20 protein-coding genes are annotated in these 23,667 nt (G+C 67.4%); 8 read left to right on the top strand and 12 right to left on the bottom strand.

Annotation, left to right across the window (positions count from 1 at the left end; genetic code table 11):
- Nucleotide 1: 1 nt before the first annotated feature.
- From ACGFNJ_RS17665 to ACGFNJ_RS17680, 4 genes are read right to left on the bottom strand one after another with little or no spacing between them, the layout of a single operon-like run.
- Nucleotides 2–1,858 (bottom strand): glycosyltransferase, encoded by a 1,857-nt coding sequence (locus tag ACGFNJ_RS17665; protein ID WP_393448573.1) that lies wholly within the window; start codon nucleotides 1,856–1,858, stop codon nucleotides 2–4.
- Entirely contained in the window at nucleotides 1,858–2,601 is a 744-nt protein-coding gene (locus tag ACGFNJ_RS17670) for a hypothetical protein (RefSeq protein WP_393448576.1), read from the bottom strand. The genes ACGFNJ_RS17665 and ACGFNJ_RS17670 overlap by 1 nt, the downstream gene beginning before the upstream one ends.
- Nucleotides 2,598–3,437 carry a DUF692 family multinuclear iron-containing protein gene (locus tag ACGFNJ_RS17675; RefSeq protein ID WP_393448579.1) on the bottom strand — a complete coding sequence of 280 codons (840 nt, stop codon included), beginning with the start codon at nucleotides 3,435–3,437 and terminating at the stop codon, nucleotides 2,598–2,600. The genes ACGFNJ_RS17670 and ACGFNJ_RS17675 overlap by 4 nt, the downstream gene beginning before the upstream one ends.
- Nucleotides 3,430–3,570, bottom strand: a complete 141-nt coding sequence (locus ACGFNJ_RS17680) for a hypothetical protein (protein ID WP_393448582.1) — start codon at nucleotides 3,568–3,570, stop codon at nucleotides 3,430–3,432. Before ACGFNJ_RS17680 ends, ACGFNJ_RS17675 begins: the two co-directional genes overlap by 8 nt.
- 197 nt (nucleotides 3,571–3,767) lie before the next feature.
- Between ACGFNJ_RS17680 and ACGFNJ_RS17685 the strand changes: the two genes are divergently transcribed.
- On the top strand, nucleotides 3,768–4,517 hold the full coding sequence (locus ACGFNJ_RS17685; protein WP_393448585.1) for a LuxR C-terminal-related transcriptional regulator: 750 nt from the start codon (nucleotides 3,768–3,770) through the stop codon (nucleotides 4,515–4,517).
- 5 nt (nucleotides 4,518–4,522) lie between these two features.
- Here ACGFNJ_RS17685 and ACGFNJ_RS17690 read toward each other — a convergent pair whose 3' ends face one another.
- The 4 genes from ACGFNJ_RS17690 to ACGFNJ_RS17705 all read right to left on the bottom strand — a co-directional run bounded on the left by ACGFNJ_RS17690 (nucleotide 4,523) and on the right by ACGFNJ_RS17705 (nucleotide 7,330).
- Nucleotides 4,523–4,654: a hypothetical protein gene (locus ACGFNJ_RS17690; RefSeq protein WP_393448588.1), complete on the bottom strand. Its 132-nt coding sequence runs from the start codon at nucleotides 4,652–4,654 to the stop codon at nucleotides 4,523–4,525.
- 87 nt (nucleotides 4,655–4,741) lie between these two features.
- Nucleotides 4,742–5,677 (bottom strand): type II CAAX prenyl endopeptidase Rce1 family protein, encoded by a 936-nt coding sequence (locus ACGFNJ_RS17695; RefSeq protein ID WP_393448591.1) that lies wholly within the window; start codon nucleotides 5,675–5,677, stop codon nucleotides 4,742–4,744.
- An 86-nt stretch (nucleotides 5,678–5,763) separates the two neighbouring features.
- Complete coding sequence (gene mgrA, locus ACGFNJ_RS17700) at nucleotides 5,764–6,807, bottom strand: L-glyceraldehyde 3-phosphate reductase (RefSeq protein WP_393448594.1); 1,044 nt, start codon at nucleotides 6,805–6,807, stop codon at nucleotides 5,764–5,766.
- Between the two features lie 70 nt (nucleotides 6,808–6,877).
- Nucleotides 6,878–7,330 carry a MarR family winged helix-turn-helix transcriptional regulator gene (locus tag ACGFNJ_RS17705; protein ID WP_393448597.1) on the bottom strand — a complete coding sequence of 151 codons (453 nt, stop codon included), beginning with the start codon at nucleotides 7,328–7,330 and terminating at the stop codon, nucleotides 6,878–6,880.
- A gap of 102 nt (nucleotides 7,331–7,432) precedes the next feature.
- On the opposite strand from ACGFNJ_RS17705, the gene ACGFNJ_RS17710 reads away from it, so the two are divergent.
- Nucleotides 7,433–8,191, top strand: a complete 759-nt coding sequence (locus tag ACGFNJ_RS17710; protein WP_393450021.1) for a dioxygenase — start codon at nucleotides 7,433–7,435, stop codon at nucleotides 8,189–8,191.
- A gap of 35 nt (nucleotides 8,192–8,226) precedes the next feature.
- The gene (locus ACGFNJ_RS17715; RefSeq protein WP_393448600.1) at nucleotides 8,227–8,790 is read left to right on the top strand and encodes a DoxX family protein; all 564 of its coding nucleotides are present in this window, start codon (nucleotides 8,227–8,229) and stop codon (nucleotides 8,788–8,790) included.
- Here ACGFNJ_RS17715 and ACGFNJ_RS17720 read toward each other — a convergent pair.
- Nucleotides 8,787–11,558 (bottom strand): PQQ-binding-like beta-propeller repeat protein, encoded by a 2,772-nt coding sequence (locus tag ACGFNJ_RS17720; RefSeq protein ID WP_393448603.1) that lies wholly within the window; start codon nucleotides 11,556–11,558, stop codon nucleotides 8,787–8,789. The genes ACGFNJ_RS17715 and ACGFNJ_RS17720 overlap by 4 nt on opposite strands.
- 148 nt (nucleotides 11,559–11,706) lie before the next feature.
- Nucleotides 11,707–12,879 carry a diguanylate cyclase gene (locus ACGFNJ_RS17725; protein ID WP_393448606.1) on the bottom strand — a complete coding sequence of 391 codons (1,173 nt, stop codon included), beginning with the start codon at nucleotides 12,877–12,879 and terminating at the stop codon, nucleotides 11,707–11,709.
- A 619-nt stretch (nucleotides 12,880–13,498) separates the two neighbouring features.
- Here ACGFNJ_RS17725 and ACGFNJ_RS17730 point away from each other — a divergent pair.
- The gene (locus ACGFNJ_RS17730; protein WP_393448609.1) at nucleotides 13,499–14,056 is read left to right on the top strand and encodes a hypothetical protein; all 558 of its coding nucleotides are present in this window, start codon (nucleotides 13,499–13,501) and stop codon (nucleotides 14,054–14,056) included.
- A 45-nt stretch (nucleotides 14,057–14,101) separates the two neighbouring features.
- Nucleotides 14,102–15,526 carry a CAP domain-containing protein gene (locus ACGFNJ_RS17735; protein ID WP_393448612.1) on the top strand — a complete coding sequence of 475 codons (1,425 nt, stop codon included), beginning with the start codon at nucleotides 14,102–14,104 and terminating at the stop codon, nucleotides 15,524–15,526.
- A gap of 61 nt (nucleotides 15,527–15,587) precedes the next feature.
- Here ACGFNJ_RS17735 and ACGFNJ_RS17740 read toward each other — a convergent pair whose 3' ends face one another.
- Together ACGFNJ_RS17740 and ACGFNJ_RS17745 are read right to left on the bottom strand one after the other, a co-directional pair.
- A complete protein-coding gene (locus ACGFNJ_RS17740) occupies nucleotides 15,588–17,735 on the bottom strand; it encodes an acyltransferase family protein (protein WP_393450024.1) in 2,148 nt (715 codons plus the stop codon).
- 114 nt (nucleotides 17,736–17,849) lie between these two features.
- Nucleotides 17,850–18,800 carry a LysR family transcriptional regulator gene (locus tag ACGFNJ_RS17745; protein WP_393448615.1) on the bottom strand — a complete coding sequence of 317 codons (951 nt, stop codon included), beginning with the start codon at nucleotides 18,798–18,800 and terminating at the stop codon, nucleotides 17,850–17,852.
- 190 nt (nucleotides 18,801–18,990) lie between these two features.
- Between ACGFNJ_RS17745 and ACGFNJ_RS17750 the strand changes: the two genes are divergently transcribed.
- The 3 genes from ACGFNJ_RS17750 to ACGFNJ_RS17760 all read left to right on the top strand — a co-directional run bounded on the left by ACGFNJ_RS17750 (nucleotide 18,991) and on the right by ACGFNJ_RS17760 (nucleotide 23,587).
- Nucleotides 18,991–19,953 carry an NADP-dependent oxidoreductase gene (locus ACGFNJ_RS17750; RefSeq protein ID WP_393448618.1) on the top strand — a complete coding sequence of 321 codons (963 nt, stop codon included), beginning with the start codon at nucleotides 18,991–18,993 and terminating at the stop codon, nucleotides 19,951–19,953.
- Between the two features lie 128 nt (nucleotides 19,954–20,081).
- Nucleotides 20,082–21,881, top strand: coding sequence for an ABC transporter ATP-binding protein (locus tag ACGFNJ_RS17755; protein ID WP_393448621.1), 1,800 nt, complete (start codon nucleotides 20,082–20,084; stop codon nucleotides 21,879–21,881).
- The gene (locus ACGFNJ_RS17760; protein ID WP_393448624.1) at nucleotides 21,878–23,587 is read left to right on the top strand and encodes an ABC transporter ATP-binding protein; all 1,710 of its coding nucleotides are present in this window, start codon (nucleotides 21,878–21,880) and stop codon (nucleotides 23,585–23,587) included. The genes ACGFNJ_RS17755 and ACGFNJ_RS17760 overlap by 4 nt, the downstream gene beginning before the upstream one ends.
- Nucleotides 23,588–23,667 lie beyond the last annotated feature (80 nt).

Raw genomic sequence — 23,667 nt, forward strand, 5'->3', positions numbered from 1 at the left:
GCTAGCGCAACTGCACGACCTGATCGATGGCGAACTGGCGCACTCGGTCTCGTACCGCGGCGGGTGCGGCGCCGTGCTCGAGCCGCGCGATCTCGGTGAGTTCGTCGACCGTGCGCGTGCCGTCGCACAGCTCGAGCAGCTCCCTGGTCGCGGGTGTCAGCTGGAAGATTCGGCCATGCAGGCTCGGACGCTTGTGGAACGCGTACAACGACGGTCCGCCGGGCACGATCGCGCCGCGCGTGGTCAATGCCGCGATGTCGAGCTGGAACTCGTCGATACGGAGCAGCGCGCTGCATACCGGACGCAGCCTGCCGAAGTCGGTCTCGCGCCGGGCGCGGGGGAGACGCGCGAAGGCGGGCTGCACTTCCTCGTGGTCGGCATCGACTGCGAGCCAGAGGCGGTGGCGTTCGAAGCGGACGACCTCCCGGAGGGTGTCGAGTGGGTAAGGCAGGTCGGCGTGCTCCGCCTCGATCGATTCGGCCAGCAGGGCAGCGACTTCCGGCACCCCTGCGGCGCCGGTGGCGCACAACAGCTCGTCGACTCGGTCACCGAGCACCGCCGTGGTCGTGGGCATGTGGGTGCGCAGCAACGCCAGTGCGGCGTCGCCGCCCAGCTGGACCGGCTCGCCACGCACGACGGCAGCGAACATCGCTTCGTACGCGCCACCCAGCTCGGCGTCGTCAGCCACCGGAAGGTCTTTCGCGCCCAGCCGTCCGAATTCGATGGCTGCCGACGGGTTCTCGATCACCTCGGTGAGCACCGTCGACAATTCGTCGATATCGCGGGGATCCGTCACCACCCGCGCCCGGTCCCGTAGGTCCGTCCAACGCGGCTGGGTGCGCACAACTTCCGCCGAGAGGACCGCGCAGGTGCCGCAGCTGAGCAGCTCCATCGGCAGTCCCGGCCGGTGCACCTCCACCGGGAAGTTACGTTCCAGACCGCATACTGCTGTGCACGCCCGCAGTACCTCGGGTACCCGCCAGTGCGGCAGGAAGGGCAGGGTCCAGGTCACCTCGGTGAGGCCGAGCTCGTCGAGCTCGGCGAGGAACCGCTGACGCTCGGTGCCACCCGCCATGACGAGGAAGTTGAACCGCAGCCCCCGTGCCCGCAACCGTGCCAGTGCCCGGATGAGGTCGAAAGACCCCTTGAAGACACCGAGTTTGCCGTAGACGCCGATGGTGGCGACATCCGGATCCAGCGGCGCCGTGTTGCGCACCCACGGTGTCTCGCTCAGCCGCGCGACCAAAGCCGACAGGTCGGCCACCGGACCATCCGGTGTGAACTCGGGCGGCAGCGATGCCCGCGGCATGGGCGCGATCCGGTCGAAGGGGATGCCGAGCCCGACCAGCCCTCGATCGCCGACCACAAGATCCGCGCGCCGCAAGACTTCTCGATACGCCTGACCCAATTCGGGGTGATCGAGCAACCGGGTCCGATCGCTGCCTGCGTGCTGGACGACATGCGGAACACCGGTCCACGACGCGGCAAGATGGGCGCTCAACCCGTAGGGCTCCAGATACGCGGAGAACACCAGATCCGCACCGCGCGCGCGGATCTCCTCGGTGGCCAGCGCGGCAAGCTTGGTGCCGAACGGGTTGGCCGCCGGGATATACGCGCGGGCCCGCTCCCAGTGCCCGGTCGAGATGACCCGCACCGCACCGCCGTTCGGAAACGTGGCTTCGAGACGCGTGATATCGGTGTCGTCGAACCAGATTCGGTAGTCGTCGGCGACCTCGTCGGCGTTGGTCACGACATCCACCTGGTGGCCACGGGCCGCTAGTGCCATCGCCATCCGATAACAGTGCGCGCTCACCCCGCCCTGAATCGGTGGGTACTTCATCACCGCGCAGATGCGCATCAGTTCGCACCGGCTCGCGTCAGCAGCCGTTCGTGTGCGGCGAAGCGCAGCACCTCGGCGGCCTCGGGCGGGAACGGCGCCCCGGCACGCAGGACGCGATAGGCCTGCTCGCCCAGTCGGTAGCAGGCGAGCGCGCTGCGCCCGGCGACCTTGGCCAGCACGATGCGGATCGCGGCGCCGCGCTTCGCGACCGGGAGGGCGCCGGTGCTCAGCCACTGATTATGCTGTGCCACAACATCACTGGCGAACTCGGCGAGCCGGACGTGCTCGCCGAGCTCGGTGCCGTCCGCGCTGGCCTGCTCGGCCGCGAGGGTGGCCGCCGGGTCGAAGAGCAATGCCAATCGGAGCACCTCGTACCTGGCCAGATCGGCCAGCTCGAACCGGCCGCTCGTCACGAGATGATCCAGGAACCGGGTGCCCTCGGCCAGCACGCGCAGGTAGTTCTGTTGCCCGTCGACGTGGGTCGGCGGGTAGCGACGGATGAAATCGTCGAGCAGCTCGTGCTGGTGACCGGCCGACAGGGTCGCGGGCAGGCACCTGGCCAGCATGTCGAGCCGCTTGTTGGTCACCGACCGCACGTTGATGTCCAGGTGCGTGCGGTCGGTAGCGATCAGCCGGGCCAGCTCGGCGTCGGTGAGCGCGAACCGGGCCGCCAGCTCGTCGGGTCGCTCATCCAGCAGCGCGCGGGCACTGTCCGCGGTGAGCACCTCGGCCAATGCCTTCTGAAAACCACTGTTGCTCAAGCGGTCACCGCCGAACCGATGGAGGCGCGCGCCCGGTGCAGATCCGCGGTGAGCTCGGTGAAATCGTCAGGGAACTCCTGGTCGCGTTCGAGGATGACGCACCGCAACGCGGGCGTCCGGCCCGAAACATGATCGAGCAGCTCCCACACCTCGGCAGGCACGGGCGCCGAATGCGAGTCCAGCAGTGTGCCTTCCGACCAGTACCCGCCGGCCAGATGCAGTTGGACGACGCGTTCGAGCGGAATCGAATTCAGGAACTCGATCGGATCGTAGCGATGGTTCACCGCGTTGATGAACACGTTGGTGAGGTCGAGAAGCAGACCGCAGCCTGCCGATTCGATCACCAGGGTGATGAACTCGGCTTCGGAAAGCTCCGCAGGGAAATCCAGGTGATAGGTGATGTTCTCCAGCAGGAACGGCGTGCCGACCTGCTGCTGCACCTGCCGCACCTTGCCCGCGATCTGCGCGGCCGACTCGCGGGTGCGCACCAGCGGTGTCAACTGGCCGATCGAAACACCGCCCGCCCTGGTGAACGACAGATGGTCGCTGCACCACGGCGCACCGACCCGCGCGACCAAGTCCGCGAGATCGGCCACATAGGCGCGGTCGAGCGGTCCTTCGGTGCCGATCGACATTTCGACGCCGTGCGGCGTCAACGGAAACCGGTCGCGCAGCAGCTCGAGCGGACCGCCCACCGGCGTCCCGAAGAAGTTCTCGGTGATGATTTCAAGGCAATCGATCGACTCGCGGTTCGCCATGATCGCGGCGTCGAGTTCCCTCCGATATCCGAGACCTACGCCGAGAGCCGGCAGGCTGCCGAGATCCGACTCACGCATAGCAGCGGCAGCTACCGCCGCAGCGGCCGCAGGGCAGCACGCCCATGATGCGGTCCGCGGTGGTGCCCGCGTCCTCCACCAGCTGCACTCGCTCGAAGAGATACGGATCGATGATTTCTGTTGCTACCGACATCGGTGCCACCTTTCCTGAGGTTTCCAGCAGTCAGCATGTGCCGCGGTGGTGGGTGCGACCAGGGAGTGCGTTCCCGGGTGCCTCGGGAAATCCGCCCGATCGATCGGGCGCCGCAGGGCGTCAGCGACTTTCGAGGGTTCGGCCAGCGGTCCGTGACCTTCTCATTCGGCAGGCGGCCGCTCACTCTGGGGAGGGTGTTGTCGAAGCCTGTTCGTGACCAGGGGATCTTCGAGGCCGGGCTGTCGATGCTCGGCGGCAGCGGCGCGGCGGTGCCCGGATTACGCGGGCTGACTGTGGTGCTCGCCGACGACCGCGCGGTGGTGCGCGCCGGGTTGCGGTCGCTGCTCACCTCGGTCGACTGGATCGACGTCGTCGCCGAGACCACCTCGAGCGGTGCGTTGCGGGAAGCGGTGTTGAACCGGCCGGACGTGCTCATCCTCGGTCACTGGCAGCAACCCGACAGTGGCGCGGTCATCGGCGAAGTGGCGCGGTGCGCGCCCGAGGTGGCGGTGCTGGTGTTCAGCGAAGCCGACGACGACTCGGTGTTCACCGCGATCCGAGCAGGCGCCCGTGGCTATCTCGGCAATACCGCCGAGCGTGACGACATTCTCCGCGCGATGTCCGCCCTCGCCGCAGGTTGGGTGGTGCTCACCCCGCACATCGGCAGCAGGCTCGCCGCCATGCTGTCGCATTCCACCGAACGCGCCCGCCCCTTCCCCGAACTCACCACCCGGGAATTCGACGTGCTGAACCTGGTCGCAGGCGGCCTGTCCAACGCCTCGATCGCCGCCGAACTCGACCTGGCCCCCAAAACCATCAGCAACCACCTCTCCCGCATCTTCACCAAACTCGGCGTAGCCGACCGCTCCAACGCCATCCTCCGCGCCAGAGAAGCCGGCCTACGCCCCAAGCCCGAAAGACGTTGCGGCGACCGAGAACCCCGCTGAGTCAGCTACGGACGAACGGTGAACTCGGTCTGATAGTCGATGACCAGCCGCGCTTCGAATTGCTCGAAGCCGATCGCCAGCAGGTAAGTCCCTGGCGCGACCGCAGACGCGCTGATCCGCGTGACGATGGTCCGCATTACGCACCAGCCCGGTATGCCAGACCCGCAGATCCGCCGTCACGGCGAGCAGAGCAGGCGGCCCGAGCAGTTGGACACCATGATCGCTCACGTTTGCGTTGTCTCCCTACTTCGTTGTGCATCCGACGGGGCGGTGGGGGGTTGGTGGAGGAGGCGGGTTGGGCGGCGGCAGATGAGGTAGACGGCGAGGGTGTTGGTGGCGAGGGTGAGGAGGCCTTGTTCGCCTAGCCAGAGCCAGGTGCGGGGGCCGGTGGTGTGGGGGTCGAAGAAGGATTGGATTACGTGGTTCCAGGAGGCGTGCAAAATGACTGCGGGCCAGAGGCTTCCGGTGTTGAGGCGGAGGCGGGCGAAGAGGAAGGAGACTACGGTGACTTGGATTGTGAAGAGTAGGGCGATCAGGGGCATTGAGCCGCCGTTGCCGGTCAGGTAGCTGCCGCCGATGATGAGGGGCAGATGCCAAGCGGCCCAGATCAATCCGCCGACCAGGATCGGGCGGGGGACTTCGGCGTCGATGAGGCGGGTGAGTAGGTAGCCGCGCCAGCCGAGTTCTTCGCCCAGCGCGAAGACGAGCCCGATCGCGGTGCCGACGAGAGTGCCGAAGAACAACTCTGCGGCGAAGGCAGGCCATCCGGTCGCGGAGTCCGCGGGGGTGGTGTAGTCGGCAAGTCCGCTGGCCCAACCGATTCCGTACGCGATCGAGCCGATGATGATCGGATAGCAGAGGGCGAACAGTGCGGCAAGCCAGCCGCGCCGACCACCCATGCGCAACGAGATGTCGGCGATGCCTTCGCGCCGGATCAGTCTGACGAGCAGCGCCGCGACACCCGGCGACCACATGAGCAGCAGGACACCGATCTCGTTGCGCGAGATCACGGCGAACGCCGTGGCAGGCGCGGACAACGCAACCAAGGCGACCAAGAAGAAGACGACGCCCTGCCTGGCCGACCGGCGCCGCTCGGCCTGGTCCGACACGTGGATCGGCGGCTGGTCCACGTCGTTGCCTTCCTGTCCTCCCGGTGTCATGCACGCACCATAGGCAGCGTGGACCGCGCGGGTCGTCACCCAGAAGAGTGGTCTTCGCCTCCGGTAGGTCCCTGAGCGACGACCGGTCAGAGGGTGCCTTGGCGCGCCGACCGCCACAGATCGACCTCGCCGTCATCGTTGAGCAATGCGTCGATCTCGGCGAGTTCGTCGGCAGTGAGGTCCGGCGTGCCGAGCGCCCCGACGTTCTGCTCGAGCTGGTCGGTGCTGGACGCGCCGATGACCAGCGAGGTCACTCGATCATCGCGGAGCGCCCAGGCGAGCGCCAGCTGCGCGAGCGTCTGCCCGCGCCGCTCTGCGATCGCGTTCAACTTGCGCAGTCGGTCGATCATCTCGGGCGTGAGCAGTTCGGTCTGGAACGACTTACCTTGGGTGGCACGTGATTCCGCCGGAATGCCGTCGAGGTATTTGGTGGTGAGCATGCCTTGGGCGAGCGCGGTGAAGCCGATGACGCCGAACCCTTCCGCCGCGGCGGCGTCGAGCAGTCCCTCGGTCTCGATCCACCGGTTGAGCATCGAGTAGGACGGTTGGTGGATGAGCAGCGGCGTGCCGAGCTCGCGCAACATCCGCGCCATCGTCACCGAATCCGCCGCGGTGTAGGAGGAGATCCCCACATACAGCGCTTTGCCTTGGCGCACAGCGGTGTTCAATGCGGCGGCGGTCTCCTCGAGCGGAGTCGTCGGATCGAATCGGTGCGAGTAGAAGATGTCGACATAGTCGAGCCCGAGCCTGCTCAGCGACTGATCGAGCGAGGCGAGCACGTATTTCCGTGACCCGCCGCCTTGCCCGTACGGCCCCGGCCACATGTCCCAGCCCGCCTTGGTGGAGATGACGAGCTCGTCGCGATACGGCGCGAGATCCTCGCGCAGGATGCGCCCGGCGTTGATCTCGGCCGACCCGTAAGGCGGCCCATAGTTGTTGGCCAGGTCGAAATGGGTGATGCCGAGATCGAAGGCGCGCAAGGCGATTTCCCGCTGCACCTGGTAGGGGCGGTCGTCACCGAAGTTGTGCCAGAAGCCGAGCGAGAGCAACGGCAGATCGAGACCGGACCGGCCGCTGCGGCGATACCGCATCGCACCGTCGTACCGGGTTGGTTCGGGAACGTATGGCATGACGACCTCCTCGTTGCACCTGCACCGACCGCTCATATTGCCGCATCGGTGTCCGACCCGGCCGCGCCGGTCAGCGGAGTCTGCGTGCGACTTCGCCGAGACCGTCGGCGATGGCCTTGCGCTGCTCGACGGTCAGCACGTCGATCAGGAGATCACGAACCAGGGCGACATGGCCGGGAGCGGCCGCCTCGAGCTTGCGGCGTCCGGCGGGGGTGAGGCTCGCGACGATGCCGCGCGGGTCGCCGGGGGCGGGGGTGCGACGGACGAATCCGGCCTTCTCCAGCTGGTCGATCTGATAGGTGATGCCGCTCTTGGAGGTGAACAGGGCGTCGGAGAGTTCGGTCATCCGCAGTTCGTTGCCCGGCGCCCGCTCCAGTCGCACCAGCACCTCGTATTGCGGGTGCGACAGGCGCGCGTCGTCTTTGAGCTGCTGCTCGATGCGTCGGTTCAACAGCGCCGTCGAGGCGAGAAACGCCTGCCAGGCCCGCATCTCTTCGTCGTCGAGCCAGCGCGGCTCTGCCATCGACCCCATCCTTCCACAGTTGTTCAAATTCGAACAATAATTTACCATCGAACGAAGAGGTTCAAATTTGAACTACTATGGAGGAAGGTGCAGCCGATGCGGATGCCGGTGCTCTATCTGTCGCACGGCGCACCGCCGCTGGCCGACGATCCGATCTGGCCGGGTCAGCTCGCGGCCTGGTCTGCGGACTTGCCGAAACCCGAAGCCGTGCTGATGATTTCGGCCCATTGGGAGGATGCGCCGCTGGCTCTCGGCGCGACGAGCACGGTGCCGTTGATCTACGACTTCTGGGGCTTTCCGCAGCACTACTACGACGTTACCTATCCCGCGCCTGGGGCACCCGATCTCGCCGATGACGTGCGAAAACTGCTGCGTGGGCCCGGCATGTCCGTGCACGACGTGCCGGAACGCGGACTCGACCACGGCGCGTACGTGCCGCTGGTGGAGATGTTCCCGGCGGCCGACGTGCCGGTGCTGCAGATGTCGATGCCGACGCTGGATCCGGCGGGCCTGTTCGCGCTCGGCCGCAAACTCGCGCCGCTGCGCGACCAGGGCGTGCTGATCGTCGGCAGCGGCTTCTTCACGCACAACCTGCGCGCACTGACCCAGGACGGCTCGGTGCATCCGGTGATGACCGAGTTCGACGACTGGGGCAGGCGCGCGCTGGCCGCAGGCAACGTCGACGCACTGCTCGACTTCGAACACCGCGCGCCCGCAGCGCAACTGGCGCACCCGCGCGCCGAACACTTTGCACCGCTGTTCGTTTCACTCGGCGCCGCCGATACCGACCTCGCCACCCAGCGCAGCGTGATCGACGGCTACTGGCAGGGCTTGGCCAAACGCTCAGTCCAATTCGGCTGACAACGCTCGACCACACCCCACCGAAAGGAAACCAGATGACCGACACCGCCACCGCAGCGCGGACCGCACCCGCGGTCGAAACCACGATCGATCCCGCGGCACACGCCGCGACACCGCACGCATACGACGCCGGACTGCTCCTGCTGCGCATCGCGCTCGGACTGACCATGGCCGCGCACGGTGCGCAGAAACTGTTCGGCTGGTTCGGCGGCGGCGGCCTCGACGGCACCGGAAAGTACTTCACCGCCAAGGGATATCCGGCCGGTGAGGCGATGGCCGCGGTCGCGGGCGTGACCGAGACCTTCGGCGGGCTCGCGCTCGCCGTCGGACTGCTCACGCCGCTGGCAGGCGCCGCCGTGGTCGGCACCATGCTCAACGCCCTCGCCGTCAAGGGAACAGGCGCCTTCTTCGCCCCGAAGGGCGTCGAATACGAACTGCTCCTCACCGCGGTCGCCGCGGCCATCACCCTCACCGGACCCGGTCGCTACGCGATCGACCGGTTCGTCCCGGTATTCCGTTCGCACCGTTTGGTGTACGGCCTCGCGGCAATCGTGCTCGCCGTGCTCGCTGCCGGTGCCGTACTGCTGGTGCGCAGTTAGTCGACCCGAGGGCGCGCCCCCATCGCATGGATGGTGCCGTCGGTGGTGAGGACGAACACCTGGTCACCGCTCACCGACATCGCGGACGCGACGCCACCGCCGAGGTCGTACTGGTGCAACAGTTTTCCGGTCGCGCGATCGAGCACGACCAACCGTCCGTCCCAGGTGCCCGCGTAGACCACCGTCTCGGTGGTCAGCGCGTGCATCGCGGGTGCGTTCGCCGCGCACCCCGCTACTGCCCGCGCGGTCTCGTCGCGGGGGCCTGCGCCGGGTAGGTTGCCGACAGCGGTCTCCCACAAGGGTTCCGCGGGTTTGGCCGCCGTGGAGTCGAAGGCGCGGACCTTGCCGTCGATCGACGCGACGTAGACGAACTGGCCGCGCACAGCGGGACTGGTCACCGGCGGCGGGCCGGGTTCGCAGGTGCTCGACGGGATGTCGGCATGCCAGAGTGCCCGGCCGTCGCGCGGATCGTGCCCGGTGAGGCCGCCCGCGGTCATGGTGACCAGCTGCGGGCTTCCGGCGCCTGGTTCGGTGATCGTCGGCGAGGAGTGGCTGTACAGCCCGCCCGCGGTATCGACGGAGTACTTGATGCTGCAATTGGCCAGATCCATCGCGATGAGCGACGCGCTCGATCCCGAATGCAGGTACGCCGTCGTGTCGTCGGACCCGCGCACTGCGGTGCTGTGGAATTCACCCCATGCGGCAGGAGCTTTGAAGCCGCCCTGCAGTCGAGCGCCGGAACCTGCATCACGGCAGATGATTTGGTCGTACTGCTGATACACCGCGACCGCGCGCTTCTGAGTCGCGAGGCCGAAGACGCTCACCGGGCCGCCCGCTCTGCCATAGCGGCGCACGGTCTTTCCGATGCGCTGCTCGTCATCGATGGTCTGCCAGGCCACGGTTCCGTCGCGCACGTCGAGCGCGTACACCCGGCCGACGCTGGTGGTGAGGTAGACCCGGCCGTCGTGCACCGTCGGGAAGGATTCGGCATCGCCGTCCAGATAGGTGCGCCAGAGTTCCTCTCCGGTCTCGCGGTGGTAGGCCAGCACCTGGTTGTAGGGGGACGCGAACGCCTGCGAGGTCACGATCACGGTGTCGCCGACGACGGCCGCGCCATCGATGGCGAAGTGCTCACCGGTGTTCGCCGACCACCGCTGGTCGAGCAGGGCACCGGGATCGGAAGTGGCGGCGGAGCGCCCGGATTCGTCGCGGCCCTGCCTGAGCCAGTCCTTTCCGGCAACCGGCTGCGCCCGGCCGTCCCGCACGACACGGAAGCTGTGCTGCAGCGCGGGCCACTGCTTGCCTGCGGTGTCGGTCACCTCGACGGAGACGCGGTACTGTCCGGACCGCGGTGTCGGCATGGTGTCGTGCGCGGTCGTCCAGTTGGCCCGGATGGGCGGGCAGGCCTCGGCGCCGGCACCGGGCGCGGCGTAGCAGTTGACCTTGCCCGGCTGGACATTCGTGACGCCGAACTTCAGGTCCGCGCGCCACACTTCGCGATTGTCGTTGTTGCGCACCACCACCCGGGCATTCGCCGGGGTTCTGCCGTCGTCCTCGACGTAGACATCCACCGGAATCGTGCTGCCGAGTCGATGGACACTGTCCGGCGCCGGGCTCACCAGCGCGGTTCTGTCGCGGACGTTGAACTGCCGGTGCGTGCCCGAGACATAGCCGGTGTCTTCGTTTTTCCGCGTCTTCGGGTCATCGGTGATGCCGGAGAAGTCGAGCAGCTTGTAGCCGGGGCGCACACCATCGATGCCGTAGGTGGCGCCGATATTGTTCACCTCCACCGAGCGCGGGAAGGCGCCGCGGCGAAACTCGGTCTGCTGGTTGTGGCCTGCGGCGAACATGCGAACGTCGTACTGGGCGAGCTCGTCGACGATCGGTTGAATGGCTTGGCCCGCACCCCATTTGGTGAACAACGACCGGTGCGCGAAGACGAAGACCTGCTTGCCGACGGCGTGCCTGCGCAGGTCCTCGCGCAGCCACGCCAGCTGCGGCGCCAGCCCCGAGGTGTCGTAGTTGTCCTCCAGCACCACGATGTGGCGGCCGTTGCGATTCACGCTGTACCACTCCGGGCCCAGATTGCGCCGGTAGAGCTCCATGTTCGCGGCGTACCCGGGCTTGTTCGTCGGCCCGCCTGCGTCGTGGTTGCCCATGACCGGATAGAACGGACGGCCGAAGCGGCCCTTGGTCAGCCCGGTGCGCAGGATGTCGTAACTGCCCTGACGGCGTTCGGGCGCGGTGTAATCGGTGACGGTGAGGTCGCCGGTCGCGATGGCGACGGTGGCCTCGCGGTTGCGCGCCATCGCCTCGACCTGACCGGTCCACTGCGTCAGCGTGTTCGCGGCGGACTGGTCGCTGCGATTGTCGGTCTCGGTGTCGGACACCATGAGCCAGGTCTCGCGTGGATCCTTGGCGTGCTCGTCGGGCACCATGGCGAAGTCGATGCCTTCCTGCTTCGCCTTGCCCTCGTCGAGCGCACGGAAGTAACGCGGCACCGAATCTTCGCGCAGCGCAGGGGTGTAACCATCCGGGGAGACGACGTGGATCAGGTCGGTCTCCCTGCGGCCCGGGTCGATCCGCAGGCTGTAGTCGCCGTTCTTGTCGGTCGTTGCCCAGGCCGCGCCGTCGGTGACGGAGACGCCGGACAGCCCCTTCTCGCCGTTGTCGCGCACGCCGTTGCGGTTGCCGTCGATGAAGACGGTGCCGCGTGCCTCGACCGCGGCATCCGCGTTCGCGTACCCCGGGCTCGGGGTGAAACTCATTGCCAGCGTGAGGGCCAAGCCCGTCAACAATTTCCAGCCGGAACTATTACACACGGGACGACAAGTTACGGGCGTCCGGTCTGTTCGGATAGCGAACATTGTCGGAGTTCGTCCGCTGTACCGCTGATGTTCAGCAACCAGCTCCGAATCATCCAGTGGCCCTGGAGCGCCCATTTGTCGTGGCGATCCGCTGCGTCGTGTCCGCGATCACAACGGTATTGCCACCAACGTGTTTCGCCTCATACATGGCGGCGTCCGAGCAGCGCAGCATGTGTTGGGTCCCCAACTCATTTGCGTCGGACTCGCCGAAGAGCGCAACGCCGACGCTGGCGGTGATCCTGATCGGCAAACACGACATGGTCTCGATCGCGGTGCGCAGCCGCTCGGCGACCATGGCCGCCGAGTCGTCGTGGACGTGACCGACGACCACGAATTCCTCGCCGCCGGTACGCGCGATGAGAGCGTCGGAGTCGGCCGCCGCGCGCAGGCGGTCCGCGATCCGCTTGAGCACTTCATCGCCGAACGAGTGGCCGTAGGTGTCGTTCACGGTTTTGAAGCGATCCAGGTCGAGCGTCGCCATATAGCCCGTGCTGTGCTCGCCGAAGTACTGGGGTAGTTGAGTATCGAGGCCGCGCCGGTTCAACAGCCTGGTGAGTGGATCGGACAGCGCGTCGAGTCGCAGGAGGAGATGCGACAGCTGCACCGCGGGCAACACCACGCCGATGACGGCGAGATTGGCGATGATCACCGCGATGCCCAACGCGACGTCGCCGTGCCATCGTCCGTCGCCGAAGAACATCAGGCCCGCAAGCACGGCGATGGCCAGCATGGTCCAGGTGACATTGACGGCCAGGACCCGTGGGCCGTGGAAGACCGCGACGTAGGCCCCCGACGCGACAAGCATGATGATCCCCAGCGCGCCGAGCACGCGATCCTGGACCATCAGGCTGTTCGCCGCAACGACGACGTCGATCACCGCGATCCAAGCGAGTGACTCGGCCTCGCGCGGCCATGGCAGCAACCACCAGCGCAGCGCCCACGCCGCGCCCGCTGTCGCCGCCAGCGCGCCGGTTGCCAGCCCGGCCGCGCCGCGCACGCCCGCGGGCGAGATCATCATCAGCGTCGCGTTCACGAGCATCAACACACCACCGCCGCCGATGACCAGTTTCATTCTGGCCAGCACGGAATGGGATTCGAGAAACCCGACGACCCAGCTGTAATCCACCTGGTCCCGCCACCAGGTTCGAAATGACGAGCGGCTAATTGTCATCGAGTTACCGCCCTTCCATTCGCAAGCGAGAACCTTCGGCCGGTGGTTCATAAGGGCCGGTCGAAGGGTTACGCGAGGCGCGAGTGTGGCGACATCAACGCTACGCGGAGGTAAATGCGCGTAGTTGCCGCAGTTACGCAGATCACGATCGAGGGCTCGCCCGCGGCGATGCGGACAAATCGGTCGCGCTCGCGGTGTCGTGGCATGCGCTGTCGGTGCGAGTCGAACCTGCGGGCGGGTCGGTGGCCGTGCGGATCCCCGTGACCAGTGCCGGGGCCGGTGGCGGACGAGCGCGCGAGGGTGTTGACTGTCGGAGTGCCCAGCGGGTTCCAGCCGCGTTCGGCGTAGTGCCCAGTCGGGCAACAGAAGTGCGGCCCGCCTCGGTTGTGATCGGTTCCGTGATTGGGGCGTGATCAGACCGTGATCGCCTGTCGTGCCGTTAATTTGGCCTAAACTAGGTTTATATTGCGACTTTCGATTAGTCGTTTGCGTCGGTGAGTTCTAACGTCATCTTCGGGATCGGCAATCCGGTTGGACCGGCGATCCAGGCCACCGACCAAGGGTGTTCGGCGGGTCCCGACCAGGAGCTCGAGATCGCCGCACCGAGCCTGTTCCCGTTGGCGGACAGGCGATCCGACGCGCGATCGACCACTTCGAAGGAAAGCATCTCATGGGCAAGCACAGCGCACCTCGCAAGAACCACGTCCCGGCGCAATTGGCAGTTCTGTCTACGGCGACGCTGATCGGTCTGGGATTCTCGGCCAATAGCGGAGCAGGCGAAGCCGTGGCCGACGCGTCGATCACCAGCATCAACCACGCCGATCACACGGTCACCGCGCCCGCGCCGACCAAGCGCGTCTCGGCCGCGGTCGGCCAGCCGGTCAGCAGCAAGCACACCAACCACCACAGCCAGGACGCCCTGCATGCGTCGCCCGTGAAGAAGGCCAAGCCGAAGTCGAAGAACAAGCCGACCTCGGACACCAAGTCCAAGGACAAGGGCGGTAGCCCCACGGACGCGCTGGCCAGCGGTAGCGCTGCCCTCACGGACCTGACCAAGGGCCTGGAGAGCGGCAGCTCCGCGCTCGGCGGACTCGCCAAGGGCCTCGCCAGCGGCAGTGCCGCGGTAGCGCCGCTGGCCAAGGGCGCGGCAGGCAGCGCAGCCACCGGCAGCAAGGCGGCGGGCGGTCTCGCGCCGCTGCTCGGCCTGCTCACCGGCAGCGCGATGTGATCCGCCGCCGAGGCAGTCGTTGATCAGCAACAAGTAAGGCATCTCATGGGTAAGCACAGCGCACCGCGCAAAGTACATCGTTTCTCGCCGGCGACAATGCTCACGTTGTCCACCGCGGCCTTTGCCATCACTTTCGCTGGAACTCCTTCGGCCTCGGCGGCTCCCGAATCCAAGTCGCCCGCCGACGAGGTGGTCAGCCTCACCAACGCCGCGCGCAGCAAGGCAGGCTGCGACCCGTTGAAGTCCGAGAAGGGACTCACCGAGGCCGCGCAGGCGCACACCAAGGACATGGCGTCCACCGGCAACATGGACCACAACTCGGCCAAGGGTGATCCGGGCGACCGGATCAAGGAGGCCGGCTACAAGGCGCAGACCTGGGCCGAGAACATCGCCGCCGGGCAGACCAGCGCGTCCGAGGTCGTCGACGCGTGGATGAACAGCGAAGGTCACCGCGCGAACATCCTCAACTGCGGACTGAAGGACATCGGCGTCGGCTACGCCAAGGCCGGCGACGGCACCGCGTACTGGACGCAGGACTTCGGCACGTCCAACGGGTCCGAGGACAAGAAGGACGACAAGGACAAGAAGGAAGACAAGAAAGAAGACAAGGGCAAGAAAGAAGAAGGCAAGGACGACAAGGGCAAAGAGAAGGACAAGGGCAAGCCCGAGGGCGGCGACAAGGAAAAGCCGTCCGGCGGCAAGGAAGAAGAGAAGAAGCCGGCGGAGGACAAGGAGAAGCCCTCTGGCGGTAAGGAAGAAGACAAGAAGCCGTCGGAGGACGGTTCGGACCCTGCGTCGGAGGAGGGCGACTCGTCCGAGGATCCTTCGGGTGACGGCTCGGAAGAGGGCGACTCGTCCGAGGGTTCGACCGGTGACGCTTCGGAAGAAGACGGCGAGTCGGCCGATGGTTCGGACCCTGCGTCGGAAGACGGTGAGTCGTCTGAGGATTCGGCTGGCGACGACTCCGCGTCGGAGGATGGCGGTGAGTCGGCCGAGGGTGACGATGCCGCGTCCGAGGATGGCGGTGAGTCGGCCGAGGGCGATGATGCCGCGTCCGAGGACGGCGGCGACTCAGCCGAGGATGCCGGTGATGACGCCACCACGGAAAGCGACAGCGCGGACGAGGGTTCCGAGGGCGACGCTTTCGATTGGTTCGGCGAAGATGGCGGTGATGGCGAAGGTGGCGGTGATTCCGCGGAGGGCGGCGATTCCGGCGAGGGTGGCGACTTCGACCCGTGGAGCAACGGATTCGATGCCCCGTCCGAGGACGGCGCTTTCGGTGGCCTCGGTGATCTTTTCGGTGGCGGCGGTGAGGGCGGCGATGCCCTCGGCGGTCTCGGTGAAGGTCTCGAGGGTCTCGGCGGCCTGGGTGAAGGTCTCGAGGGCCTCGGCGGTCTCGGCGAGGGCCTCGGCGGACTTGCCGGATTAGGGGAAGGTCTCGGCGGACTCGCCGGGCTCGGCGGCTTGTAGCTCGCCGGAATCTCGACTCTCGATCGCCGCCAGGTGCCCGACCTGGCGGCGATCGTCGTGTTCAGCCCTCGGCGAGTGCGCGTTCGGCCAGCACGGTCATGATCGGTGCGAGCGCACGGGCGTAGGTGACCGTCACGTGGTTGTCGTCGCGAAAGATCAAGGTGTTCCGCGTGATCAGCGGGCAGCGGGTGGGCGTGCAGAACAGCTCGGTGAGGTTCGCATACTGGCCGCCTGCGGTGCTGGTCGCGGCGGTCTCGGCGGCGATGCCCGCGTCGTTGACCGCGGCGGCCCTGGTCGGTGCGCAAGCGGTGGCGTTGTCGACATGGTCGGACAGGCAGGTCGGCGCGGTCGTCAGCGGATCGGGGACTGGGCCGAGGACAAGGACATTCGCGCCGGTCGCGCGCAGCTGCGTCACGAGTTTGTTCAGGCTGTCGACCCACGCGGAATCGTAGGTGGTGAAACCGAAGTCGCCGCCGTAGCGCCGGGACATGCTCAGCACGATCAGCTTCGGGTGCTCGGCCTGCAGTCGAGCGAGCACTTGCCCGCGCCACTGCACGCATTCGGTGTATTCGCGGCCGAGGTACGGGCTGGTGATGGGGAGTGCCATCAGTGGGCAGGTGACCTTGCTCATGGTCTCCAGTCGCCAGTGTTGTTGCTCGGCAATCTGTTCGAACGCCGGGCTCCACATCGCCGCGTGTGAGTCGCCGACCAGCGCGACCCTGGTGGCCGAGCCGACGTCGCCCGCGGCGCACTCGCCCTGCCCGACCTCGCGCCACGAGCGCACGCAGCCGTTGAGGAACACCGACGCTTTGTCGCCCGGCGCATCGGCGAGTGACGGTGTGAGATTGGAGGGCACGGCGCGCAATTCGGCAGAGGCTGCCACGGCGGTCTGCACCTGCCCGGTCAGTTGCTGCACCGCCGCGTCGAACGGATCGGCAATCGGAAGGGCCTGTGGTGGCGGCGTATTCGTGAGGGCGAGCGCCTCGGCCGCCGCACCACGGCCGACCGGGACCTGCACCACAACGAGCAGCACCGCCGCCGCGCACACGGCGGCCGCGGTGACGAGTCCGCCGCAGGCGAGGCTGAGGGTGGCTGATCGGCGCAGCACCTTGGCGAAGCGGACGGGATTCTCGACGAGCTGCATGGTGAGCATGGCGAGTCCGCCGGAGACCGCGAGCGCGCCGAGCGAGTCGACCAAGCCGAACGAGTGACCGACCACGTGCGGCGCGAGCAGCAGCACCGGCCAATGCCACAGGTACCAGGAGTAGGACACGCGGCCGATCGCGCGCAGCGGTTGCCAGGCGAGCACCAACCCGACGCCGGAAGCCGGTGCGGCGCAACCGGAGGCGATCACGAGCGCGGTCCCGAGCACCGGGAGCAGCGCGGCGGTGCCTGGATAGGGCGTGTGATTGTCGAAAACGACGTAGGCGAGCACGATCATGGCCAGCCCGAGCCAGCCGATGCCGCTGCCGATCGTTGGCGGCAGCCTGCGCAGGGCGATTGCGGAGAGGGCGACGAGTCCGCCGATGCCGAGTTCCCATGCGCGGGCGGGCAGTGCGAAGAACGCCCACGGCGGTTGTGTCGTGGTCCAGATGAGCGCCACTCCCAGCGACCCTGCGGAAAGCACCGCGAGCAACACGCGAAATCGCAGCGCCGATCGTCGTGCGCGGCGATCGCGACCGAGGTCGAGCCGCACCAACCACGCGGCGCCGATGAGCAGCGCAGGCCACAGCAGATAGAACTGTTCCTCGACACCGAGCGACCAGTAATGCTGAAACGGCGACGGCGCCTCCGCGGCAAGATAATCCGTGCCGTGCATGGCGAGCCGATAATTGCCGACATACAACGCGCTGGCAATTCCATCGCCGAGCACTTCCCGCGCCTGCAGCGGGGGTAAGTATCGGGCGGAACCGATTGCCGTGGCGATCAGGACAATTCCGGCGACCGGGAGCAATCGCCTGGCACGGCCTCCGTAAAACCGGGCCAGTCGGATGGTTCCGGTGCGGGCAAGTTCGCGCCACAACATTCCGGTGATGAGAAATCCCGAGATGACGAAGAAGACGTCGACACCGGCGAATCCGCCGCCGATGCCAGGCACACCCGCGTGAAAGAGCACAACGGCGATTACCGCGACCGCGCGCAGGCCCTCGATATCGGGTCGGAATTCAGTTCTCGCGGCGGCAGTTCGGCTGCGACCCGCCCCAGGAATTTCGGTGGTGAAGGCAGTAGTTCCGGTCACCGAGACGAGTCTTATTGAATTGTCTCATTGTGTCGCAGCAACTTTCCGCTCTGGGCCACATATCACAATTCGCCGCGCGAATTTTCACTCGTTTGTCGCCAGGTGTTCGTGATCGGTCGAGTTGGTCCGGGTGAACGGGTGGATCTCCGAACGGATGCGGTCGCGCAACCAACGTGAGGCGGCGTCATCGTCGACGCGGCGGTGCCAGCGCATCTCGACATCGGCGGTCGGGAGGTCGAACGGCACCTCGTGCAGGCGCAGCGGGACACCGCGGTCGGCCAGATGCGCGGCAGTCACGTGCGGCACGAGGCAGATGACGTCCTGTTCCAGAGCCATCAGGGCGCCAACGGCATAGGACGGAACAACCGCCGCGACGTGGCGGGTGCGCCCGATCTGTTCCAGCGCGTCGTCGAGCGGACCACGGACGAGGCCGCGGCGTGAGGCGGAGACGTGCGGATAGCGGCACAGGTCGTCGACGGACAGTTGCGGGGCCTGGCCGAGCTGGGAGTCGGCGGCGACGACCGCGACGAAATGATCGGTGAACAACGTCGAGGTGTGGATGTCCGGCGGCGGCGAATCGGCGACCGTGATGTCGAGGTCGATCGAGCCGTCGCGCAGCGGGTCGAGCTCCTCGGACTCCTGACCGACGAAGCGCAGTCGAACACCGGGTGCCTCGCCGGCGACCCGGCGGGTGAGGCGGGGCGCGAGGACCGGAACGAGGGCGTCGTTGATCCGGATGGCGAAGGTGCGCCGCCAGGAGCGCGGGTCGCGGTCGGTGGGATCGGTGCGCAGCCGGTCCGCGGTGTCGAGCAGCGCTTTGACGGTGGCGGCCGAGCGCTGGGCGAACGGCGTCGGCACCAGGCCGCGGCCCGCCCGCACCAGGATGGGGTCGTTCATCACGCGGCGTAACCGGCTCAGCGCACGGCTGGTTGCGGGCGCGGACAGGTGCAGGCGCACCGCGGCCTCCTTGACGCTGCCGGTGTCGAGCAGCGCGTCGAACACCCGCAGCAGATTGAGATCCAGATCTTCTGCCACGATCAACCCCATTCGTGCGTTTAGCGCAACTATTCCTTACCAACAATGCACTGGGCATTATGCCCGAGGACATCAATACTGAGTCTCGGGAGTTCTGGTGAGCGGATGTGCCGCTCTCGACACCCGATCGGTCACGCCGCCCCCAGCGGAGCGCGCAGGCCATCACCACTATCAACAGAGGAGTTCAGTCATGCCCAGGATCGTGCGACCGACCGCCTACGGCACACCCGATGTGCTCACCGTGCTCGAGGTGCCGACCCCGCGCGCGGCCGCCGACGGTGTGGTCGTCGAGGTGCGGGCCGCGGGAGTCAACCCGATCGATTGGAAGATCTACAGCGGGGCCTTCCACGACGTGGACGACGACCACAAGGACGCCGCCGGGATCGCCGCGTCGATGCCGTCGATCGGGCTGGAGTGCGCAGGCGTCGTCACCGAGGTCGGCGCCGAGGTGACCGACGTGCAGGTCGGTGACGAGGTCGTCGTGTACCCGGTGACCGCCGCTTATGCCGACTACGTCACGGCGCCGGCGACCTCGCTCATCGCCAAGCCCGCCGAACTCGGGTGGGCCGAGGCCGGGTCGCTGATCCTGACCGGCACCACCGCATTTCATGCGCTGCAGGTCACCGGCGTGACGGCAGGCGATACGGTGCTCGTGCACGGCGGAGCCGGTGGGGTCGGCCTCATGGCTGTGCAGCTTGCGGCCGCCGCGGGAGCGACGGTGATCGCCACTGCCGCCGAGCGCAACCACGCGCTGCTGCGCGAGCTCGGTGCCAGCCCGGTCGCCTATGGTCCCGGGCTCGCCGACCGGGTGCGTGCTGCCGCGCCGCAAGGCGTCAGTGCCGCAGTGGATTTCGCGGGTACCGACGAGGCGCTGGACGTTTCGCTCGAACTGGTCGCCGACCGCAGCCGCATCGCCTCGATCACCGGGTCGCCGCGCCGCGCGGAGTCTGGCATCAAGGTGCTCGGCTATGGCCCGGGCGAGGATGCGGGCGCCGAGGTTCGTGCCGCCGCCCGTGGTGATCTCGTCGACCGTGCCGGATCCGGCGCACTGCGCGTCATCGTCGACGCCACCTTCCCGCTCGCCGAAGCCGCGAAGGCGCACGAGGTCGGCCTCGCGGGGCACGCTCCAGGGAAGCTCGTGCTCATCCCTTAGCACCTGGTCGAAAGCGGTGAACCCCACCGAGTTCGGTGGTGATCGTCGGCCCGGGTGACTGATCAGTGGCTCAGCTCTGCTGCTCGAGGTACCGTATTCGTACGCGTACTAAAAAGGATGAGGGAGCGATGAGCACCATCGAACTCGCCGAGGCGGGGGAGTTTGCCCCGCCACGATCGGATGCCGGTTCCGGGACGGAACCGAGCGTGGCCGGGTTGTTGCGACCCCATCTGGGTGGCTTTGCCGCCGTGGTGGTCTTGCAGGTGATCGGCGCCCTCGCGGGCTTGGCGCCGTTGCTTGCCGTCGTGGAGTTGGGGCGAACGCTGTTGGCGCCGAGCCCGATCGATCACGATCACGTCTGGCAGGTGGTGGCCGTCGGCGCGGTCGGCCTGCTGGTCCGACTGGTGTTCACCGCCGCATCGTCCGGGGTCGGGCACCTGGTCGACGGCAAGGTGCAGTTGGCTTTCCGCAGGCAACTGGCCGCGCGGCTCGGCAGTGTGCCGATCGGCTGGTTCTCCCGGCGCCGCACCGGTGAGCTGGCAAAAGTGGTGGGGGAGGACGTGAGTGCGGTGCATCCCCTGATCGCGCACACGCCTAGCGAGCTGGTCTCGGCGTTCGTGGTGCCGGTGGTTTCGCTGATCTATCTGTTCACGATCGACTGGCGGCTCACGCTGATCACCCTGATACCGGTGGTGCTCGCCGTGGCGCTGGTGCCGCTCATGATGACCGCGGCCCGCACGCGCGAACAGCAGGAGTTCGATGCGGCGATGGGGCGGATCGCGAGTTCCGTCGTCGAGTTCGTGCAAGGCATCGCGGTGGTGAAGGCGTTCGGCGGCGGTGAGCGTGCGCACCGCGCATTCCGCACGGCCGCAGACGATTTCGTCAACACCTTCCTGCGGTGGGTGCGCGGCATGTCCGGCATCGCCGCGGGAATGCAGCTGGCGCTGTCGCCGCCGTTCGTGCTGCTCGTCGTGCTGGTCGGCGGTGCGGCGCTGATCACCGGCGGCGGCATGGCCCCGGCTGACCTGCTGCCGTTCCTGCTGCTCGGACTCGGCCTGACCGCTCCGGTCGCGGCCCTCGGCCACGGCTTCGACGATCTGCAGGCCGCCGGGCGCGCGGTGACGCGGATCCGGGATGTGCTTGCGGTCCAGCCACTTCCGGAACCTGCGCGACCTGTACCACCGCAGGGGCATCGGGTGGAACTGCGCGGTGTTCGGTTCGGATACGACGCCGAGCGGGAAGTGCTGCGTGGGATCGACCTGGTGCTCGAGCCCGGCACGGTCACCGCGATCGTCGGCGCCTCGGGCAGCGGGAAATCCACGCTGGTTCAGCTGCTTCCGCGATTCTTCGACCCGACCGCAGGTTCGGTCGTCCTCGGTGGCGTCGACCTGCGTGAGCTCGGCAGCAGGGAGCTCTATCGGCTGGTCTCTTTCGTCTTCCAAGATGTGCGGCTGCTGCGCGCGTCGGTCGCGGACAACATCGCGCTGGCAGTGCCACACGCCGACCTCGACGACGTGGTTCGCGTCGCCAGGCTGGCGAACATCCACGACCGGATTCTCGAGCTGCCGCATGGCTACGACACGGTGCTCGGCGACGAGGTGAAGCTCTCCGGCGGTGAGGCACAACGGATCTCGATCGCCCGCGCACTGCTTGCCGATGCGCCGATCCTGGTGCTCGACGAGGCGACCGCGTTCGCCGACCCGCAGACCGAACAGGCGGTGCGCGGCGCTCTGACGACATTGGGCGGCGATCGGACGATCCTCGTGATCGCCCACCGCTGGGAAACGATCGCCGACGCCGACACTGTCGCGCTGCTGGAGAACGGGGCGATCGTCGAACGCGGCAAGCCCGCCGAACTGCTGGCCAACCACGGAAAGTTCGCTGCCTTCTGGCAGTCCCACGCAGTGCAAGGAGACGACGTCCGATGATTCGAATGCTGTTGCGCGTGCTCGGCACCGAGTACGCCGCGCCGGTGCGACGCACGGTGGTCTTGATGACGATCACCGGGATCGTCGAAGGCCTGTCCTATGCGCTGCTGGTTCCGGTGCTGCGGGCACTGTTCGGCAGCGAACCCGGCGATGTGGTGCCGTGGTTGCTCGCGTTCGGCGCGGCCGTCGCGGCTTACGCGGTGCTGCGGTATCGCAGCGACCTGTCCGGGTTCCAGGTCGGGACCACGCTGTTGCGCGGGATGTACTACCGGCTCGGTGATCATCTGGCCCGGTTGCCCATCGGCTGGTACACGCCCGGCCGGGTCGGGGAGGTGTCGGTGCTGGCCAGTCGCGGTGTGCTGCAAGCGATGAGCGTGATCGCGCATTTGCTGGCCCCGCTCGTCTCGGCCAGTGTGACGCCCTTGACGATCGTCGTCGTGATGCTCGCCTTCAATTGGCAACTCGGCCTCGCCGCAGTGGTGGCCGCGCCGATCGTCGTCGCGGTGCAGATCTGGACTGGACGATCGATGGCTGCCGCCGACCAGGACAGCGTCGAGCGCAGCCGGGAAGCGACCGGGCGCGTGGTCGAGTATCTCCAGGCTCAGCCGGTGCTGCGTGCCGGCGGTCGGACCACCGAGCGATTCCGCCTGCTCGACCGCGCGTTGCGGGACGTGCAGCGCGCGGCACGCCGCTCGACCGTGACGGCGCTGCCCGGCGTGGTCGGCCTTGCGCTGACCGTCCAGGCGGTGTTCACCGTTCTGCTTGTGCTCGGCGCCTACCTGGTGCTCGGCGGAAACATCGGTGCCGCTGAGGTTTTGACGATCCTGGTGCTCGGCGCCCGGTGCGCCGACCCGCTGCTGTCGCTGGCCGAGGTCGGCGGCAAACTGCGTGGCGCCCGCGCTGAACTGGCTGCACTCGATGCAGTGTTGCACACCGCGCCGCTGCCGGAGCCGGGCGCGCCGATCGTTCCGCAACGCCATGATCTGGAATTCGACTCCGTCACCTTCCAGCATGGCGACCGCGCCGTGCTGGACGCTGTGTCGTTGTCCGTGCCGCAGGGACAGCGGCTCGCCATCGTCGGTCCGTCGGGTGCGGGGAAAAGCACTGTGCTGCAGTTGCTTGCGCGGTTCTATGACGTGGATGCGGGCGTGGTGCGAATGGGCGGCGTCGATGTGCGCGAGATCAGCACCGAGGTCCTGATGGACCGGATCGCCATCGTCTTTCAGGACGTCTACCTGTTCGACGGCACTATCGAGGAGAACGTGCGCCTAGGCCGCCCCGATGCGGACGATGCCGACGTGCGCGCGGCGGCAACCGCAGCCCAGCTGGACGAGGTGATCGCGCGACTGCCCGGCGGTTGGTCGACGAATGTCGGCGAGGGCGGCGCACTGCTGTCCGGCGGTGAACGGCAACGGGTTTCGATCGCACGAGCACTCCTGAAGAACGCACCCGTAGTACTGCTCGACGAGGTGACCTCCGCACTGGACCCAGTGCACGAGACGGCCGTCCACGCAGGCATCGAACGCCTGATGGCAGGCCGAACCGTAGTGATGGTCGCGCACCGACTGCGCACCGTCCAACGCACCGACCACATCGTCTTCCTGGACGGCGGCCAGATCGTAGAAGCAGGCAGCCACGACGAACTGCTGGCCAAAGGTGGACGCTACGCCGACTTCTGGCACGTCTCCCTGACCCCGGTCAGCTAAATGCCGTGGAGTGATTGGGCCCGTCGAGAATGGAGGCATCGAGTGGTTGAGTTCTGCCAACGGGCATCTCCTCGGCAGAT

The organism is Nocardia sp. NPDC049149, from assembly GCF_043197455.1.
Taxonomy (GTDB): domain Bacteria; phylum Actinomycetota; class Actinomycetes; order Mycobacteriales; family Mycobacteriaceae; genus Nocardia.

What these genes read in the sequence shown, in the direction of transcription:
- ACGFNJ_RS17665 (WP_393448573.1), bottom strand. Translation starts at nt 1,858, where the DNA reads ATGCGCATCTGCGCGGTGATGAAGTACCCACCGATTCAGGGCGGGGTG.
- ACGFNJ_RS17675 (WP_393448579.1), bottom strand. Translation starts at nt 3,437, where the DNA reads ATGCGTGAGTCGGATCTCGGCAGCCTGCCGGCTCTCGGCGTAGGTCTC.
- ACGFNJ_RS17680 (WP_393448582.1), bottom strand. Translation starts at nt 3,570, where the DNA reads ATGTCGGTAGCAACAGAAATCATCGATCCGTATCTCTTCGAGCGAGTG.
- ACGFNJ_RS17690 (WP_393448588.1), bottom strand. Translation starts at nt 4,654, where the DNA reads ATGCGGACCATCGTCACGCGGATCAGCGCGTCTGCGGTCGCGCCAGGG.
- ACGFNJ_RS17695 (WP_393448591.1), bottom strand. Translation starts at nt 5,677, where the DNA reads ATGACACCGGGAGGACAGGAAGGCAACGACGTGGACCAGCCGCCGATC.
- mgrA (WP_393448594.1), bottom strand. Translation starts at nt 6,807, where the DNA reads ATGCCATACGTTCCCGAACCAACCCGGTACGACGGTGCGATGCGGTAT.
- ACGFNJ_RS17705 (WP_393448597.1), bottom strand. Translation starts at nt 7,330, where the DNA reads ATGGCAGAGCCGCGCTGGCTCGACGACGAAGAGATGCGGGCCTGGCAG.
- ACGFNJ_RS17710 (WP_393450021.1), top strand. Translation starts at nt 7,433, where the DNA reads ATGCCGGTGCTCTATCTGTCGCACGGCGCACCGCCGCTGGCCGACGAT.
- ACGFNJ_RS17715 (WP_393448600.1), top strand. Translation starts at nt 8,227, where the DNA reads ATGACCGACACCGCCACCGCAGCGCGGACCGCACCCGCGGTCGAAACC.
- ACGFNJ_RS17720 (WP_393448603.1), bottom strand. Translation starts at nt 11,558, where the DNA reads ATGAGTTTCACCCCGAGCCCGGGGTACGCGAACGCGGATGCCGCGGTC.
- ACGFNJ_RS17725 (WP_393448606.1), bottom strand. Translation starts at nt 12,879, where the DNA reads ATGAACCACCGGCCGAAGGTTCTCGCTTGCGAATGGAAGGGCGGTAAC.
- ACGFNJ_RS17730 (WP_393448609.1), top strand. Translation starts at nt 13,499, where the DNA reads ATGGGCAAGCACAGCGCACCTCGCAAGAACCACGTCCCGGCGCAATTG.
- ACGFNJ_RS17735 (WP_393448612.1), top strand. Translation starts at nt 14,102, where the DNA reads ATGGGTAAGCACAGCGCACCGCGCAAAGTACATCGTTTCTCGCCGGCG.
- ACGFNJ_RS17750 (WP_393448618.1), top strand. Translation starts at nt 18,991, where the DNA reads ATGCCCAGGATCGTGCGACCGACCGCCTACGGCACACCCGATGTGCTC.
- ACGFNJ_RS17755 (WP_393448621.1), top strand. Translation starts at nt 20,082, where the DNA reads ATGAGCACCATCGAACTCGCCGAGGCGGGGGAGTTTGCCCCGCCACGA.
- ACGFNJ_RS17760 (WP_393448624.1), top strand. Translation starts at nt 21,878, where the DNA reads ATGATTCGAATGCTGTTGCGCGTGCTCGGCACCGAGTACGCCGCGCCG.